The sequence below is a fragment of the Diaphorobacter sp. JS3051 genome (assembly GCF_015832135.1).
GTDB lineage: Bacteria > Pseudomonadota > Gammaproteobacteria > Burkholderiales > Burkholderiaceae_C > Diaphorobacter > Diaphorobacter nitroreducens.
In genome coordinates this window covers 1410122-1425098 of the sequence record NZ_CP065406.1, presented here as the reverse complement: position 1 = coordinate 1425098, position 14977 = coordinate 1410122, and the positions used below count along the sequence as shown (strand labels likewise).

Below are 14977 nucleotides of genomic sequence, written 5' to 3'. Positions count from 1 at the left end.
TGTGCAAGTCATGCAATACATCACGGCCGCGGTGCTCGCGGCATTCGTGGGCTATGTGGGCGCGTGGTATTTCGGCGCGCTTGAGGGCAACTTCGCGCTGCTGCTGTTCCTGGCCACGGTGGTGACTGGGGCGTACTGGCTGGCCGAGCGCTTCATCTTCCTGCCCCGGCGCCGCCAGGCCGCGCAGGCACTGGAGGCTGCAGCGGCCCAGCGCCGCGCCGAGTTGGATCGCATGGGCATCCAGAAGGTGGACCAGGACGACCTCCAGGAAGCCAAGGGGCGCATCCTCATGCAACCCTGGTGGCTGGACTGGACAGCGGGGCTCTTCCCCGTGATCGCCATCGTCTTTCTGCTGCGCTCGTTCCTGTTCGAGCCCTTCAAGATTCCCTCGGGTTCGATGATCCCGACGCTGCTCGTGGGCGACCTGATCCTGGTGAACAAGTTCACCTATGGCCTGCGCCTGCCCGTGATCAACACCAAGATCACTGAAGGCAATCCGCTGCAGCGTGGTGACGTGGTGGTGTTCCGCTACCCGCCGCAACCCAACATGGACTACATCAAGCGCGTGGTGGGTATCCCAGGGGATGAGGTGGCCTACCTGAACAAGCGCCTGACGGTGAATGGCACGCCGGTGCCCACCACGGCACTACCGGACTTCTTCGACCCGGATGCGATGCGCTATTTCAAGCAGTTCGAGGAGCACCTGGGGGCACACCCGCACCGTCTTCTCAACAACCCCGAAGTTCCGGCGTTCGTGCAGGGTGCGAGCAATTACCAATTCCGCGATCAGTGCCGCTACAGCGTCGAGGGCGTGACCTGCAAGGTGCCTGAAGGGCACTACTTCATGATGGGTGACAACCGCGATAATTCGCTCGATTCGCGCTACTGGGGTTTCGTGCCGGACGGGAACATCGTGGGCAAGGCCTTCTTCGTGTGGATGAACTTCGGTAATCTCAAGCGCATCGGACCGTTCAACTAACCAGTATTGGCAGAGAGGGAAGCAGACATGGGAGCACAACGCACCACCACTCGTTCGCGTCAGCGGGGGCTGTCGTTCATCGGCGTGATTTTCGTGGGCCTGATCGCTGTGGCCGCATTCGCGATCGGCGGGCAGTCCGTACCCATCTTCCTGGAATACTTCGCGATCAAGAAGGCCGCAGCGAAGGCGGCGCGTGACGGCTCGACGGTGCCCGAGATCCGCGCAGCGTTCGACCGGGCAGCAGCCATTGACGACATCCATTCCATTGCCGGCAAGGACCTGGAAATCACCAAGCACAATGACAAGATCGTGGTGTCATTCAGCTATTCGCGTGAAATTGCCCTGGCGGGACCGGCCTTCCTGGTCTACCGCTTCCAGGAATCGATCCAACCCCCGAATTACTAGTCTTAGTGCAACCGGCCAGTCTCTCCACATTGCAGCAACGCCTGCAGCATCAGTTCTCCGATGCGTCGCTGCTGCAGCGCGCGCTCACCCACCGCAGCTTCAGCGCGGACCACAACGAACGGCTGGAATTCCTGGGCGACTCGGTGCTGAGCCTCGCGGTCTCCAGCCTGCTGTTTCGCCGCATGCGCGACCTGCCCGAAGGGGAGTTGTCGCGCGTGCGTGCACTGCTCGTCAAGCAGGACTCGCTGCACCAGATCGCCGTGCGGCTGCAGTTGCCGCCGGTGCTGCGCCTGGGGGAGGGCGAGGCCAAGTCCGGCGGCAAGCTGCGCCCGTCCATCCTGGCCGATGCATTGGAAGCGATCATCGGTGCGGTGTACCTGGATGCGGGCTATGAGTGCGCCGAGCAGCTGGTGCACCGCCTGTTCGAGGGCGTGGAGTTGAGTCCGCGCTTGCAGGAGGCGGCGAAGGATGCCAAGACCGCGTTGCAGGAGTGGCTGCAGGGCCGCAAAATGAATCTGCCTCAGTACCGGGTCGTCTCCACCACGGGCGCCGCGCACAACCAGGTGTTCCATGTGGAGTGCGAGGTGGTCGAGTTGCAGCGCGTGGAGCGCGGCAGCGGCGCATCGCGCCGCGCCGCTGAGCAGGCCGCCGCCAGCGCCATGCTGGCCCAGTTGAAAGCGAAAAACGTATGAATGCTACTGAAACCGTAGCTGGTAGCGCAGACGATTCGGGCGCTAGCGGCCAAAATGACCTGGAAGCCATGCTGGCGGCCGCGCGCCCCGGCGGCGATGCCCCGGCCGAGGCCAGCGGGCAGCGCTGCGGGCTGATCGCCATCGTGGGCAAACCCAATGTGGGCAAGTCCACGCTGATGAATGCGCTGGTGGGGCAGAAGATTTCCATCACCAGTCGCAAGGCGCAGACCACGCGCCACCGTATCACGGGCATCCGCACGCGCGGCGCCACGCAGTTCGTGTTCGTGGACACGCCGGGCTTTCAGACCCGGCATTCCACCGCGCTCAACAAGTCGCTCAACAAGACCGTGATGGGCGCGATTGGCGACGTGGACCTGATTCTCTTCGTGGTCGAGGCCGGCAGCTTCACGCTGGCCGACGCCAAGGTGCTGTCGCTGTTCAAGCCGGGCATCCCCACGCTGCTCATCGCCAACAAGCTCGATACCGTGCATCGCCGCGCCGAGATCGCACCGTGGCTGCGGGACATGCAGGGCCGCCACCCGTTCGCGGAGTTCGTGCCCATGTCGGCCAAGAACAAGGGCGATATCGAGCGCCTGTACGGCATCTGCGAAAAGTACCTGCCCGAGCAGCCCTGGTGGTATGCCGAGGACGAGTTGACCGACCGCAGCGAGAAATTCCTTGCCTCTGAAACCGTGCGCGAGAAGCTGTTCCGCTTCACGGGCGACGAATTGCCCTACACCTCCACGGTGGTCATCGACAAGTTCGATGAGGAAAAGAGCAAGCAGCACAAGCGCTTCATCCGCATCGCGGCCACCATCGTGGTGGAGCGCGACGGCCACAAGGCCATGGTGATCGGCGAAAAGGGCGAGCGCCTGAAGCGCATCAGCACCGAGGCACGGCAGGAGCTTGAAAAGCTCATGGATGCCAAGGTGTTTCTGGAGGTCTGGGTCAAGGTGCGTTCCGGCTGGGCCGATGATGAAGCGCGCGTGCGCTCCTTCGGTTATGAATAGGACCGTCCCGTGAACGGCTGTGCCGTCTTCCCCTGCGCGCGGCGCTGCGTTTCGCGGGCACAGGGGTGACGCGGTGGCTGGGCAAGGCTCGCTCCGCGCAGGCTTCTGGCGTGGCCCGTTTCGCTGCTCTCTGACGGGTGGTGCAGTGGCGACGTCACGCGGCGCGGGGGATGCTTGCACACGGATTTTCAAGCAAATCAGCCTCCAGCGCCCATCTGTCAAGCGTTGGACGCTATTTAAAAGATAGCAATTCATGGCCGCCCGCCGCATCGCCGACGAGCCCGCCTACGTACTCCACAGCTACGACTGGAGTGAATCCAGCCTGATCCTGGAGACGTTCACGCGCCATTACGGCCGCGTGGCGCTGGTCGCCAAAGGGGCGAAGAAGCCCACCTCCAACTTTCGGCCCGTGCTGCTGCCGCTGCAGCCGCTGCGGGTGACCTACACGCTGGGCGGCGAGGGGCATGGCGAGATCCATGCGCTCAAGGGCGCGGAGTGGGCGGGTGGCCATGTCATGCCGACGGGCGATGCGTTGCTATCGGGCCTGTACCTCAACGAACTGCTCCTGCGGCTGCTGGCGCGTGAGGACACCCACGCGCCGCTGTTCGATACCTATGCCGGCGTGGTGCGCGTGCTGGCAACCGTGGACCACGAGGGGGAACATGGCGATGCGCTGGAGCCCGTGCTGCGCAGCTTCGAGCTGCTGCTGCTGCGCGAGATCGGCCTGCTGCCGGGCCTGGATGCGGAGACCTCCACGCTTGCCCCGCTGCACGCGGCGGCCCGCTACGCGCTCGTGCCGGAAGCCGGCCTGCGCCCGGCCGTGCCGGCCGACCGGGCGGCGCTTTCGGGAGGCCAGTGGCTGGCCCTGCAGGGCGCGCTGGACGAGCCCGCGCGCTACACCGCCACGCTGCGGGCCATCGCGACAGCCGAGGCGCCGGTGGCGGCCGATCTCAAGACGCAGTTGCGTGCGCTGCTGCAATACCACTGCGGCAGCCCCTTGCTGCGCACGCGCCAGCTGATGATGGATCTGCAGAAACTCTGAGAAGTTGTCCTCAGGCTTTCCACGCGGCGCGTGGTCTTAGCTCCGTGCCCAGGCGCCGTGACATATCTTGCCAATGGCACGCGCTGTCGGCGCCCGATGTGCCGTGCAGACGGGCCAGTCCGCGAGAATCGCTTCCGCGATGGGTTTGAGGGCAGCTTCTGAAACACAGACGACGGGAGGGAACAGGGCATGGAGCATGGCAGGGCAAGAGGGTGGATGATCGGCTGGGCGATCGCGCAGGGCGCCGCATTGTGGGCGTTGCACGGGCTGCTGCCGAAGGGCGACGCCGCTGTGCTCTGGCCGCTCTACGCCGTGGTGCTGGCGGTGCCGCCGACCCTGCAACTGCTGGCCGCGCACCGTGCACGCCGCCTGCTGTGGGTGCACGCGGCGGCCCTGGCCATGGTGTTCGCCGCTGCCGCGGCTTATGCGGGCCATGCATCGTTGGGTGAGAACCGCGGCCGCGCCGCCATGGCCCTGGGGGTGCTGCTGTCCTGCAGCTGGTTCGTGCTGCTGCCTTTTGCCGAGCAACGCCTGGCCAGCGGCACCTGGGCGCGCGACTACGCCCGGCTCTTCGCCACGGCCTGGCGCCATGCCTTCCAGTTGCTGTTGGCGGGCCTGTTCGCCGGGCTGTTCTGGGCGCTGCTGTTCCTGCTGGCCGGGCTGTTCAAGGTGCTGGGCGTGTCGCTCTTCATGGACACATTCACCAGCCGCCCGTTCGTCTACATGGCTACCCCGATGGCGTTCAGCATGGGGTTGTCGCTGTACGCGGCGCGGGAAGAAGCGTTGGCGGGTTTCTGGCGTTCGATGCTCCAAGTGCTGGGCTGGCTGTTGCCGCTGGCCTGCCTGATCGCTGTGCTGTTCCTCGTGGCGCTGCCGGTGCGCGGCCTGGCACCGCTGTGGAAGACCGGGCACGCCACGGCGCTCATGCTCGGGCTCATGGCGTGGCTGGTGTTTCTGTTCAACGTGGCCTGGAGCGACGGCCGGGCGGAAAGCCAGCGCTTCGGCCCCGGGCTGCAGCGCTTTTGCGCGGCCGGCCTGCTGGCAATGCCCGTGTATGCCGCGCTGTGCGCCTATGCGCTGGGACTGCGGGTGGCGCAGTACGGCTGGAGCGCGGACCGCGTCTGGGCCGCGCTGGCCGTGGCCCTGATGGCGGTCTACGCCGTCGGGTATGCGGTGGCCGCACTGCGGGGCGGTGCGCCCTGGATGGCGCTGGCGCGCCGGGTGAACGTGGCGGCGGCCTGGCTGGCCGTTGCGCTGGCCTTGTTGACCTGTACGCCCGTGCTGGACCCGGCGCGCATCGCTGTCGCCAGCCAACTGGCGCGCCTGCAGGCGCAGCGCGTGGACGTGCAAGCCTTCGACTTCCGCTACCTGCGCTGGGACGCGGGCCGGGCCGGTCGCGCGGCGTTGGAGCAGCTGGCGCAGGAGCAGAGCCACCCCCAGGCCGCGCAGATCCGGGAGCAGGCCCAGGCGGCCCAGCAGGACACGCACCGGTACGCGCGGGGCCGTGGAACGCCTGTTTGGACCGCCGAGACCCTGCGCGCCCGGTTGCAGCCGTTTCCCGCCGACGCGGCGCCCGATGTCGCATGGCTTGAATTCCTGCTCACCCAGCTGCGGGGGAACCAGCTGTCGCTGACCTGCACCGAGGCCGCGCCCTGTCCCGTGCTGCGCATCGACCTGGACGGTGACGGGCAGGCGGAGCAGGTGCTGCTCAGCGGCTATGCGAGCCAGGTGTTCGCGCGGGACGGTGCGCAGTGGCGGACGGTGGGGCGTCTGCAGGGCAACCTCCGGCATGTGCAGGGCGCGCGGGCCGGGCAGTGGGTGGAGCAGGGCGTCCAGACCCAGCCGCCCCGTTGGCACGACCTGGTGATCGGCGGCGAGCGCTACTCGGTGCGCGAGACGGACTGAGGTGGCCCGGCGGCGTTGCGCAGGCGCCCCGGCGCGGCCGCAACCCGCGCCGCCGCGCGCCGCGCCCTTGCGCAGCGTCGTCCCCGCCCCCGTCGCAGATTGCTATATTGCCTAGCTTCACGCCACCGCTTCGCATCCCATGACCACCTCCCACGCGCGCACCGCCCTCTCCGTGAACGTCAACAAAGTGGCGCTGGTGCGCAACACGCGCCATCTGGGCATTCCCAGCGTGCTGCGCGCCGCGCAGCTGTGCCTGGAGGCGGGGGCGCAGGGCATCACCGTCCATCCGCGCCCCGACGAGCGGCACATTCGTGCACACGATGTGTACCAACTGGCCGAGCTGCTCAAGCAATGGCCGCAGGCCGAGTACAACATCGAGGGCAACCCCACGCACAACCTGATGGAGTTCATCCGCCAGGTGCGCCCGCACCAGGCCACCTTCGTGCCCGACAGCCAGGACCAGTTCACCAGCGACCACGGCTGGAGCTTTCCGCAAGATGCCGAGCGCCTGGCGCCCCTGATTGCCGAATGCCGGCAGTTGGGCGTGCGCGTGAGCCTGTTCATGGACCCCGTGCCCGAGCAGATGGCCGCCGCGCGCGCCGTGGGGGCCGACCGCGTGGAGCTGTACACCGAGCCTTACGCCGCCGCCTGGGGCACGCCGCAGCAGGCAGCGCAACTGGAGCGCTACCGTGCTGCCGCACAGGCTGCGCTGGATGTCGGCCTGGGGGTGAACGCGGGCCACGACCTCAGCCGCGACAACCTGGCGGACTTCCTGGCCCACGTGCCTGGCGTGCTGGAGGTGTCCATCGGCCATGCGCTGATCGCCGATGCGCTGGAGTTGGGCTACGGCGACACGGTGCGCGCCTACCAGCGCTGCATCGCCCAGGGCATGACGGAGCGGGGACTCCTGAAACCATAGCTTCTGGCGCTTGTTGGATAAGCGCTAGAGACCTATTTGAATCGTAACCCCATGATCTACGGCATCGGTACCGACATCTGCGACGTGCGCCGCATCCGCGCCAGCCTGGCGCGCCATGGCGATCGCTTCGCCGAAAAGGTGCTGGCCGATGGCGAGCTGGCCACCTGGCGCGCGCGCTCGGCACGCTGGCCCGAGCGCGGCGTGCGCTACCTGGCCACGCGCTTTTCTGCCAAGGAGGCGTTCAGCAAGGCCATCGGCTTGGGGCTGCACATGCCCATGACCTGGCGGCACTGCGAGGTGGCCAACCTGCCCAGCGGCCAGCCCACAATCGTGCTGCACGGCGCGCTGCAGGACTGGTTTGCCGCGCGCGGCCTGCGCTGCCACCTGAGCGTGACCGACGAGAGCGACTACGCCGCCAGCTTTTGCGTGGTCGAGAAAGATTGAAGCCAAATTAGCCCGTAGCGCTTGTGTGGCAAGCGCTGGTAGCTATCAAAATGAAAGCATGCAACCCATGACAGAACACGCACCCCTCATCATCGACGTGGCCGGCACGCAGCTCACCGCCACCGATCGCCAGCGCTTGGCCCACCCGCTCGTGGGCGGCGTGATCCTGTTCGCGCGCAACTGGCAGCACCGCGCGCAGTTGCTGGAACTCACCGCCGCCATCAAGGCCGTGCGGGGCGACCTGCTGATCTGCGTGGACCACGAGGGCGGTCGCGTGCAGCGCTTCAAGACCGATGGCTTCACGCACATCCCGCCCATGCGTGCCTTCGGCGAGCTGTGGATGGACGACGGCAAGGGCAGCAAGCACCGCGAAGGCAGCGGCGCCCTGCGCGCCATGGACGCCGCCACGGCGGCGGGCTACGTGCTGGGCAGCGAGCTGCGCGCCTGCGGCGTGGACTTCTCCTTCACGCCGGTGCTCGACCTGGACTACGGCGCCAGCGGCGTGATCGGCGACCGGGCCTTTGCCCGCGACCCGCGCGTGGTCGCCATGCTGGCGCGCGCGCTCATGCAGGGCCTGCTGCAGGCCGGCATGGCCAATTGCGGCAAGCACTTCCCGGGCCACGGCTTCGTAGCGGCCGACTCGCACACCGAGATTCCGGTGGACCGCCGCAGTCTCACGGCGATCCTGGCCGATGACGCGGCCCCGTACCCGTGGCTGTCCACGGTGCTCACCAGCGTGATGCCCGCGCATGTGATCTACCCCAAGGTGGACAACCGCCCGGCGGGCTTCTCCACCAAGTGGCTGCAGGACATCCTGCGCGGACGGCTGCGCTTTGACGGCGCCGTTTTCAGCGACGACCTGAGCATGGAGGGCGCCCGTCGTTTGAACGGCCTGGACGGCGAGGTGGTCAGCTACACCGACGCCGGCGTGGCCGCGCTCAATGCGGGCTGCGACCTGGTGCTGCTGTGCAACCAGAGCCTGGGCGGCGGCGCGGCGGTGGACGAACTCATCGATGGCCTGGCCGCCGCGCAGGCCGCGGGCCGCTGGCAGGCCAGCGGTGCGAGCGAGGCGCGCCGCCTGGCCCTGCTGCCCGAGACACTGCCCCAGCCGTGGGACGACCTCATGGTGCGGCCAGCGTACATGCACGCGCTGGACCTGCTGCCTTAAAACGGGTGGCGGCGATGCGTGTCGGCGTACTCACCGGCGGGGGCGACTGCCCGGGGCTGAACGCGGTGATCCGCGCGGTCACCAAGTCGCTGATCCACCACGGACACTGCGAGGTACTGGGCATCGAAGACGGCTTCGAGGGCCTGAGGGGCGAAGCGTCGCGCGCGCGGCTGCTCACCTGGGACCAGGTCTCGGGCATCGTGCACATGGGCGGCACCATCCTGGGCACGAGCAACAGCGCCAACCCGCTGAAGGACGAAGCGACGCTGGCCCAGGTGGAGCGCAACGTGCGCGCGCTGGGCCTGGACGTGGTGGTGGCCATTGGCGGCGACGGCACCATGAGCCTGGCCCATGGCCTGGCGCGGATCGGGCTGCAATGCGTGGGCGTGCCCAAGACCATCGACAACGACATCGCGCTGTGCGAGCGCAGCTTCGGCTTTGACACCGCCGTGGCCACGGCCACCGACGCGATGCGCCGCATCGAGAGCACGGCTTACAGCCACCACCGCGTCATGATCGTCGAGACCATGGGCCGCCATGCGGGCTGGCTGGCCCTGGAAAGCGGCATTGCCGCCGCGGCCGACGTGATCCTGCTGCCCGAGATCGACTACGACCTGCAGCCCATCATCGAGCGCTGCCGTCGGCGCGAGCAGCGCCAGCGTTACACCGTCATCTGCATCGGCGAAGGCGCCAAGGAGCGCGGCGCCGGCCTCACGGTGCGCGAGCAGGTGGCCCACAGCCCCGACCCCGTGCGCCTGGGTGGCGTGGGCCATGTGCTGCGGCAGCGGCTGCAGCCGCACCTGCAAAGCGAGGTGCGCACCACCGTGCTGGGCCATGTGCAGCGCGGGGGCGACCCGACCGCGTTCGATCGTGTGCTGGCCACGCGCTTCGGTCACCGGGCGGCGCAACTGGTGATCGATGGCCAGTTCGGCCACATGGTCACGCTACAGGGCGGGTGCATCGCCAGTGTCCCCATCGCCCAGGTGGCCAACACCCAGCGCAAGGTGCCGCTGGACCATGAACTGATCGCCATCGCGCGGGCGATCGACGTGTGCCTGGGGGAGTAGATATGCCGGTTGTGCTTCATTTTTAGGAGCTGCTTGCGCTTGATACACAAGGCTTAGAGACAAATTCGATTCGCATTTTGTCCTGCATGCCAACGCGGTCTTACGACCGTGTCGGCCGGGTGTTCTGCCGCGCATCTGCGACGATCAGGGCTGGCCGGAACGCCGGGCCAGCCCGCGGTAGCCCATCGCTGGCGCCGGGTTTTTCTGCCGGACAGGCATCGGGAGCCGTATGCGTGAACGGGTGAATCTTGGAAAGAGCGCCCCCGCGCTGTATCAGGCGGTGGTGGAGTGGGACCGGTTGGCGTCCGAGGCTGCGGCACAGGCCGGCATCGCGACGGGGTTCACGCACCTCCTGCGCCTGCGGGCATCCCAGCTCAACCGTTGCGCCTTCTGTGTCAGGCTGCACGCACGGGACGCGCTGGCCAGCCAGGAGAGCGGCGACCGCATTGCGGTGCTGCCCGCGTGGCGTGAGACCGATTACTTCAGCCCGAAGGAGCGCGCCGCTCTGGAACGGGTGGAAGCCGTCACCTTGGTCGCGGACGGGCAGGTGCCCGATGCCGTTTACGCACAAGCAGCAGGCGTCTTGTCCAAGGAGGAGATAGCCGCCGTTGAATGGCTGGCGGTGGTCATCAACGCCTGGAACCGGATCGCCATCTCCAGCCGCTACCCCGTCAGGGCCTGACGGCGGCGGGCCGCCGCAGCGGCCCATGCCCTTACGTGAAGTCCGCCGCACGGCGCAGGCGCCGGACAAGCGCGCATGGGGACGACACGCCCTGCGGGCGCCGGCATGGCTGTATGGGGAAGGGTGTTCACACGCATCAGTTGTGCCTGAACGCACTCACCGCGCCTTTGGTGCGAATGAAGAGGGTGCCGCGGAACTGTGCGCTGGGTGCCAAGCCAGCGGCGGGCGGTAGTCGGCCACGCTGTTGGGGCCGGGAAACCCGTTCGGGAGATTGGTAGACGGCGGCAGCGGCGGTGCCTGCCCGCAGGTGCCGAAAGCGCTTGCGCGCCCAGGCACCGTTGGGATTATCACGTTCAGCGATCCTGCTGGTTCTGCTTGCCGCCCATTTGGTTGGGGCTCTGCTGGCTCTGCAATTTCTGCTGATCTCGCTGATCCTGCGGGTTCAGGTTCTGCTGCCGGGTCGGATCCTGCTGGCCTTGTTGGCCCTGCTGTTGGTTCTGTTGGTTCTGTTGGTTCTGTTGGTTCTGCTGGTTTTGCTGGTTTTGCTGGTTTTGCTGGTTTTGCTGGTTTTGCTGGTTTTGTTGTTGCTGATTCTGGGTTTGGTTGCCCTGCTGTGCCATGGTCGTTCTCCAAAAAGGTGGACAGGCGGGATTGCCTGCAGATCCATTGAAATGGTCGCGTACAGGGAAACAGGTCAGCGGTTTCCTACCTGCGTGGTAGGAGGCACGCTACTGCGGCGGCCATTCTTTGGGCTGCGACGTGGAGCAGTCCCGGCACTTGCCACGGGAAACGCGGGGGGCCTCAGCACCGCACGCGTTGCAAAACAGGGCGCGCTTGTCGTTCAGGTGGAATCTGAAGGAAATATGATTCCAAGCGTTATGGGGTAAGCGCGAGCAGCTATCAAAAGAAAAGCGGCCTGTAGGCCGCTTTCGTGTCGCACCAGCTTTGCGTCAAGCGCCCAGATAGGCCTTGCGCACGTCCGCATTGGTGAGCAGGGCGGCGCCGGTGTCCTCCAGCACCACGCGGCCGTTTTCCAGCACGTAGCCGCGGTCGGCGATCTGCAGGGCGCGGTTGGCGTTCTGCTCCACCAGAAACACGGTCACGCCCTCGGCACGGATGGCCTGGATGATCTCGAAGATCTGCGCAATGATCAGCGGCGCCAGGCCCAGCGTGGGCTCGTCCAGCAGCAGCAGGCGGGGCTTGCTCATCAGCGCGCGGCCGATGGCCAGCATCTGCTGCTCGCCACCCGACATGGTGCCGGCACGCTGCGCTGCGCGGTCCTTCAGGCGCGGAAACAGCTTGAACACGTGTTCCATGCCCTCCTCAATGGCCGCGCCGTCCTGGAAGAAGCCACCCATCTTCAGGTTCTCGACCACGGTCAGGTTCGAGAAGATGCGGCGTCCCTCGGGCGAGACGGCGATGCCCTTGCGCATGATGAGGTGCGTGGGTTGCTGGGTGATGTCCTCGCCCTCGAAGCGCACGGTGCCGCCGCTGGCGCGCGGCGTGCCGCACAGGGTCATGAGCAGCGAGGTCTTGCCCGCGCCATTGGAGCCGATCAGCGAGACGATTTCGCCCTGGTTCACGTGCAGGCTCACGCCATTCACGGCGCAGATCGCGCCGTAGTGCGTGGACAGGTTTTCTACTTGCAGCATGGGCTGGGCCATCACGCTTCCCCCAGATAGGCCTTGATGACCCGTTCGTCGTTGCGGATGGCGTCGGGCGTGCCCATGGCGATGGGTTTGCCGTATTCCATGACCAGGATGCGCTCGGAAACGCCCATCACCAGCCCCATGTCGTGCTCGATGAGCAGCACCGTCACGCCGTACTGGCGGCGCAATTGGTCGATCAGCGCCTGCAGGTCCTTCTTCTCCTGCGGGTTCAGGCCCGCGGCGGGCTCGTCCAGCATGAGCAGGCGCGGCTTGGTGATCATGCAGCGCGCGATCTCCAGGCGGCGCTGGTGCCCGTAGGCCAGGTTGCCGGCCTCGCGGTTCACGAACTCGCGCAGGCCCATGACGTCCAGCCAGTGCATGGCTTGATCGATCTTCTCGGTCTCGCTCCGGCGGTAGCGCGCGGTGTTGAACAGGCCGGCCAGCAGCGGCGCCTGCGACTGGTGGTGCTGGGCCACCAGCAGGTTCTCCAGCACCGTCATGCCCTTGAACAGGCGCACGTTCTGGAACGTGCGCACCACGCCCTGACGCGCGACCTGGTGGCTGGTGTAGCCCGCGATGGCCTGGCCCTGCAGCGCGATCTGGCCGCTGCTGGGCTGGTAGAAGCCGCTGATGCAGTTGAACACCGTGGTCTTGCCCGCACCGTTGGGGCCGATGATGGCAAACACCTCCTGCGGTTTCACGTCGAAGGCCACATGGTCCACCGCCAGCAGGCCGCCGAAGCGCATGCACAGGTCCTTGACCTCAAGCAGGGGGGCGCTCATGCGGGCACCTCCACATGGTGGCGTTTCATGGGCAGCAGGCCCTGCGGGCGCCACACCATCATCAGAATCATGACCAGGCCGAAGATCAGCATGCGGTACTCGGAGAATTCGCGTGCCAGTTCGGGCAACACGGTAAGGATGATGGCCGCCACGATCACGCCCAGCTGCGAGCCCATGCCGCCCAGCACCACGATGGCCAGGATCAGCGCAGACTCGATGAAGGTGAACGACTCGGGGTTCACGATGCCCTGACGCGCCGCGAAGAACGCGCCGCCGAAGCCCGCGAACATGGCGCCCAGCGTGAAGGCCGAGAGCTTGATCTTCATGGGGTTCAGGCCCAGCGACCGGCAGGCGATCTCGTCCTCGCGCAGTGCCTCCCAGGCGCGGCCGATGGGCATGCGGATCAGGCGGTTGCTGATGAACAGCGTGACCACCGCGAGCAGCAGCGCCATCAGGTACAGGGCGATCACCATGTGCAGGGAGTTGAACTCCATCCCGAAGAACTGGTGGAAGGTGGTGCCGCCCTCCACGGTGGGCGAGCGCGTCATCTCCAGGCCCAGCACGGACGGCTTGGGAATGCTGGAGATGCCGTCCGGTCCGCCCGTCCAGTCGGTCAGGTTGACCAGCAGCAGCCGGATGATTTCGCCAAAGCCCAGCGTCACGATGGCCAGATAGTCACCCCGCAGGCGCAGCACTGGAAAGCCCAGCACGAAGCCGAACAGCGCCGCCGCCGCGCCGGCCAGGGGAAGGGCTTCCCAGAAGCTCCAGCCGGCCCAGTGGAACAGCAGCGCATAGGTGTAGGCACCCACGGCATAGAAGCCCACGAAGCCCAGGTCCAACAGGCCGGCGAAGCCCACCACGATGTTCAGGCCGAGGCCCAGCATCACATAGATCATGGCCAGCGTGGCGATGTCCACGGCGTTGCGGCCGGCGAAGAACGGCCACGATGCCGCGATCATCAGCGCCACGAAGATCAGCACCTTGCGCTGGCCCGGCGCCGCCTGAGGCAGGCTGGGCAGCGACAGCTTGGGCAGCCGCGCGCCCAGCAGCGGGCGCAGCAGCTGCACCACGAACACGGCGAGGCACCCCCACAGCAGCGTGCGCCACTCGGGCACGATGATGGTGCGCGTGCCCGCGCGCTCCAGGTGCAGCGTGAAAATGGGCAGTACCACGATGGCCGCCAGAAAGGTGGCGATCAGCGCGTTCTTGAGATGGGAAGAAAAACCGGTGGCGTGCATCAGACTTTCTCCACTTCAGGCTTGCCCAGCAGGCCCGTGGGGCGCACCAGCAGGATGAGCACCAGCAGGCCGAAGGCCACGATGTCCTTGTACTCCGACGAGATGTAGGCGGCGGCGAAGGTCTCGGCCACGCCCAGGATCACCCCGCCCAGCATGGCGCCGGGAATGGAGCCGATGCCCCCGAGGACGGCCGCCGTGAACGCCTTGATGCCTGCGATGAACCCGATGAAGGGGTTGAGCTTGCCCACGGCGAGTGCGATCAGCACGCCGCCCACGGCCGCCAGCATGGCGCCCAGGATGAAGGTGAACGAGATCACGCGGTTGGTGTCGATGCCCAGCAGGTTGGCCATGTGCATGTCCTGCGAGCAGGCGCGCGAGGCGCGGCCCATGCGCGAGTGCTGGATGTACAGCGTGAGCGCAATCATCAGCACCACCGCCACGGCGATGATGAGGATGCGCGAGTAGGGCACGTAGACCTCGAAGCCGCCTTCACTGCCAAAGCGCAGCGCGCCGGGGATCAGCGAGGGCACGGCCATGTCGCGCGCGCCCTGGCCCAGCGCCACCCAGTTCTGCAGGAAGATGGACATGCCGATGGCCGAGATCAGCGCCACCAGGCGCGGGCTGCTGCGCAGCGGCTTATAGGCCACCTGCTCCACCACGAAGCCGTAGACGCCCGTGATGGCCACCGCTACCACCAGCATCAGGGCGATGATCGCCCACACCGGCAGACCACTCTGCACGCCGACGGCCGACAGCGTGACCAGGCCGATGTAGGCGCCGATCATGTAGATGTCGCCATGGGCGAAGTTGATCATTCCGATGATGCCGTAGACCATCGTGTAGCCGATCGCGATCAGCGCGTAGATGGCGCCCAGCGAAAGACCATTGAACAGCTGTTGTACCAGCTGGGGTATGAGATCAGACATGCATGCCACCCCTCAACAGGAAAAGGCCCCTCCAGGGGCCGAATGCAATGGACCAAGGGTGCGTGGCTT

At 66.8% G+C, this 14977-nt stretch carries 16 protein-coding genes; 11 read left to right on the top strand and 5 right to left on the bottom strand.

Annotated features, from left to right (window positions below; all coding sequences use genetic code 11):
- Position 1 precedes the first annotated feature (1 nt).
- The 11 genes from lepB to I3K84_RS06680 all read left to right on the top strand — a co-directional run bounded on the left by lepB (position 2) and on the right by I3K84_RS06680 (position 10313).
- Positions 2-979: a signal peptidase I gene (lepB, locus tag I3K84_RS06730; protein ID WP_041836392.1), complete on the top strand. Its 978-nt coding sequence runs from the start codon at positions 2-4 to the stop codon at positions 977-979.
- A gap of 27 nt (positions 980-1006) precedes the next feature.
- Positions 1007-1384: a DUF4845 domain-containing protein gene (locus I3K84_RS06725; RefSeq protein WP_011806389.1), complete on the top strand. Its 378-nt coding sequence runs from the start codon at positions 1007-1009 to the stop codon at positions 1382-1384.
- A 5-nt stretch (positions 1385-1389) separates the two neighbouring features.
- On the top strand, positions 1390-2076 hold the full coding sequence (rnc, locus tag I3K84_RS06720) for a ribonuclease III (protein ID WP_103737428.1): 687 nt from the start codon (positions 1390-1392) through the stop codon (positions 2074-2076).
- Positions 2073-3086 carry a GTPase Era gene (era, locus tag I3K84_RS06715; RefSeq protein ID WP_011806387.1) on the top strand — a complete coding sequence of 338 codons (1014 nt, stop codon included), beginning with the start codon at positions 2073-2075 and terminating at the stop codon, positions 3084-3086. The genes rnc and era overlap by 4 nt, the downstream gene beginning before the upstream one ends.
- A gap of 253 nt (positions 3087-3339) precedes the next feature.
- Positions 3340-4128: a DNA repair protein RecO gene (gene recO / locus I3K84_RS06710; RefSeq protein ID WP_011806386.1), complete on the top strand. Its 789-nt coding sequence runs from the start codon at positions 3340-3342 to the stop codon at positions 4126-4128.
- Positions 4129-4344: 216 nt separating this feature from the next.
- The gene (locus I3K84_RS06705; protein ID WP_231403420.1) at positions 4345-6033 is read left to right on the top strand and encodes a DUF4153 domain-containing protein; all 1689 of its coding nucleotides are present in this window, start codon (positions 4345-4347) and stop codon (positions 6031-6033) included.
- Positions 6034-6172: 139 nt separating this feature from the next.
- Positions 6173-6952 carry a pyridoxine 5'-phosphate synthase gene (locus I3K84_RS06700; protein WP_103737430.1) on the top strand — a complete coding sequence of 260 codons (780 nt, stop codon included), beginning with the start codon at positions 6173-6175 and terminating at the stop codon, positions 6950-6952.
- Positions 6953-7003: 51 nt separating this feature from the next.
- Positions 7004-7396 carry a holo-ACP synthase gene (gene acpS / locus I3K84_RS06695; protein WP_011806383.1) on the top strand — a complete coding sequence of 131 codons (393 nt, stop codon included), beginning with the start codon at positions 7004-7006 and terminating at the stop codon, positions 7394-7396.
- Positions 7397-7463: 67 nt separating this feature from the next.
- On the top strand, positions 7464-8564 hold the full coding sequence (gene nagZ, locus I3K84_RS06690; protein ID WP_196995760.1) for a beta-N-acetylhexosaminidase: 1101 nt from the start codon (positions 7464-7466) through the stop codon (positions 8562-8564).
- Positions 8565-8578: 14 nt separating this feature from the next.
- Positions 8579-9631 (top strand): 6-phosphofructokinase, encoded by a 1053-nt coding sequence (locus tag I3K84_RS06685; protein ID WP_196995759.1) that lies wholly within the window; start codon positions 8579-8581, stop codon positions 9629-9631.
- A 229-nt stretch (positions 9632-9860) separates the two neighbouring features.
- Complete coding sequence (locus I3K84_RS06680; RefSeq protein ID WP_196995758.1) at positions 9861-10313, top strand: carboxymuconolactone decarboxylase family protein; 453 nt, start codon at positions 9861-9863, stop codon at positions 10311-10313.
- Between the two features lie 353 nt (positions 10314-10666).
- Here I3K84_RS06680 and I3K84_RS06675 read toward each other — a convergent pair whose 3' ends face one another.
- The 5 genes from I3K84_RS06675 to livH all read right to left on the bottom strand — a co-directional run bounded on the left by I3K84_RS06675 (position 10667) and on the right by livH (position 14908).
- Entirely contained in the window at positions 10667-10933 is a 267-nt protein-coding gene (locus I3K84_RS06675) for a hypothetical protein (protein ID WP_196995757.1), read from the bottom strand.
- A gap of 330 nt (positions 10934-11263) precedes the next feature.
- Positions 11264-11977 (bottom strand): ABC transporter ATP-binding protein, encoded by a 714-nt coding sequence (locus I3K84_RS06670; protein ID WP_011806378.1) that lies wholly within the window; start codon positions 11975-11977, stop codon positions 11264-11266.
- Complete coding sequence (livG, locus tag I3K84_RS06665) at positions 11977-12744, bottom strand: high-affinity branched-chain amino acid ABC transporter ATP-binding protein LivG (RefSeq protein WP_011806377.1); 768 nt, start codon at positions 12742-12744, stop codon at positions 11977-11979. Before livG ends, I3K84_RS06670 begins: the two co-directional genes overlap by 1 nt.
- On the bottom strand, positions 12741-13982 hold the full coding sequence (locus I3K84_RS06660; RefSeq protein WP_011806376.1) for a high-affinity branched-chain amino acid ABC transporter permease LivM: 1242 nt from the start codon (positions 13980-13982) through the stop codon (positions 12741-12743). Before I3K84_RS06660 ends, livG begins: the two co-directional genes overlap by 4 nt.
- Positions 13982-14908 carry a high-affinity branched-chain amino acid ABC transporter permease LivH gene (gene livH, locus I3K84_RS06655; RefSeq protein WP_011806375.1) on the bottom strand — a complete coding sequence of 309 codons (927 nt, stop codon included), beginning with the start codon at positions 14906-14908 and terminating at the stop codon, positions 13982-13984. The genes I3K84_RS06660 and livH overlap by 1 nt, the downstream gene beginning before the upstream one ends.
- Between the last annotated feature and the right edge of the window lie 69 nt (positions 14909-14977).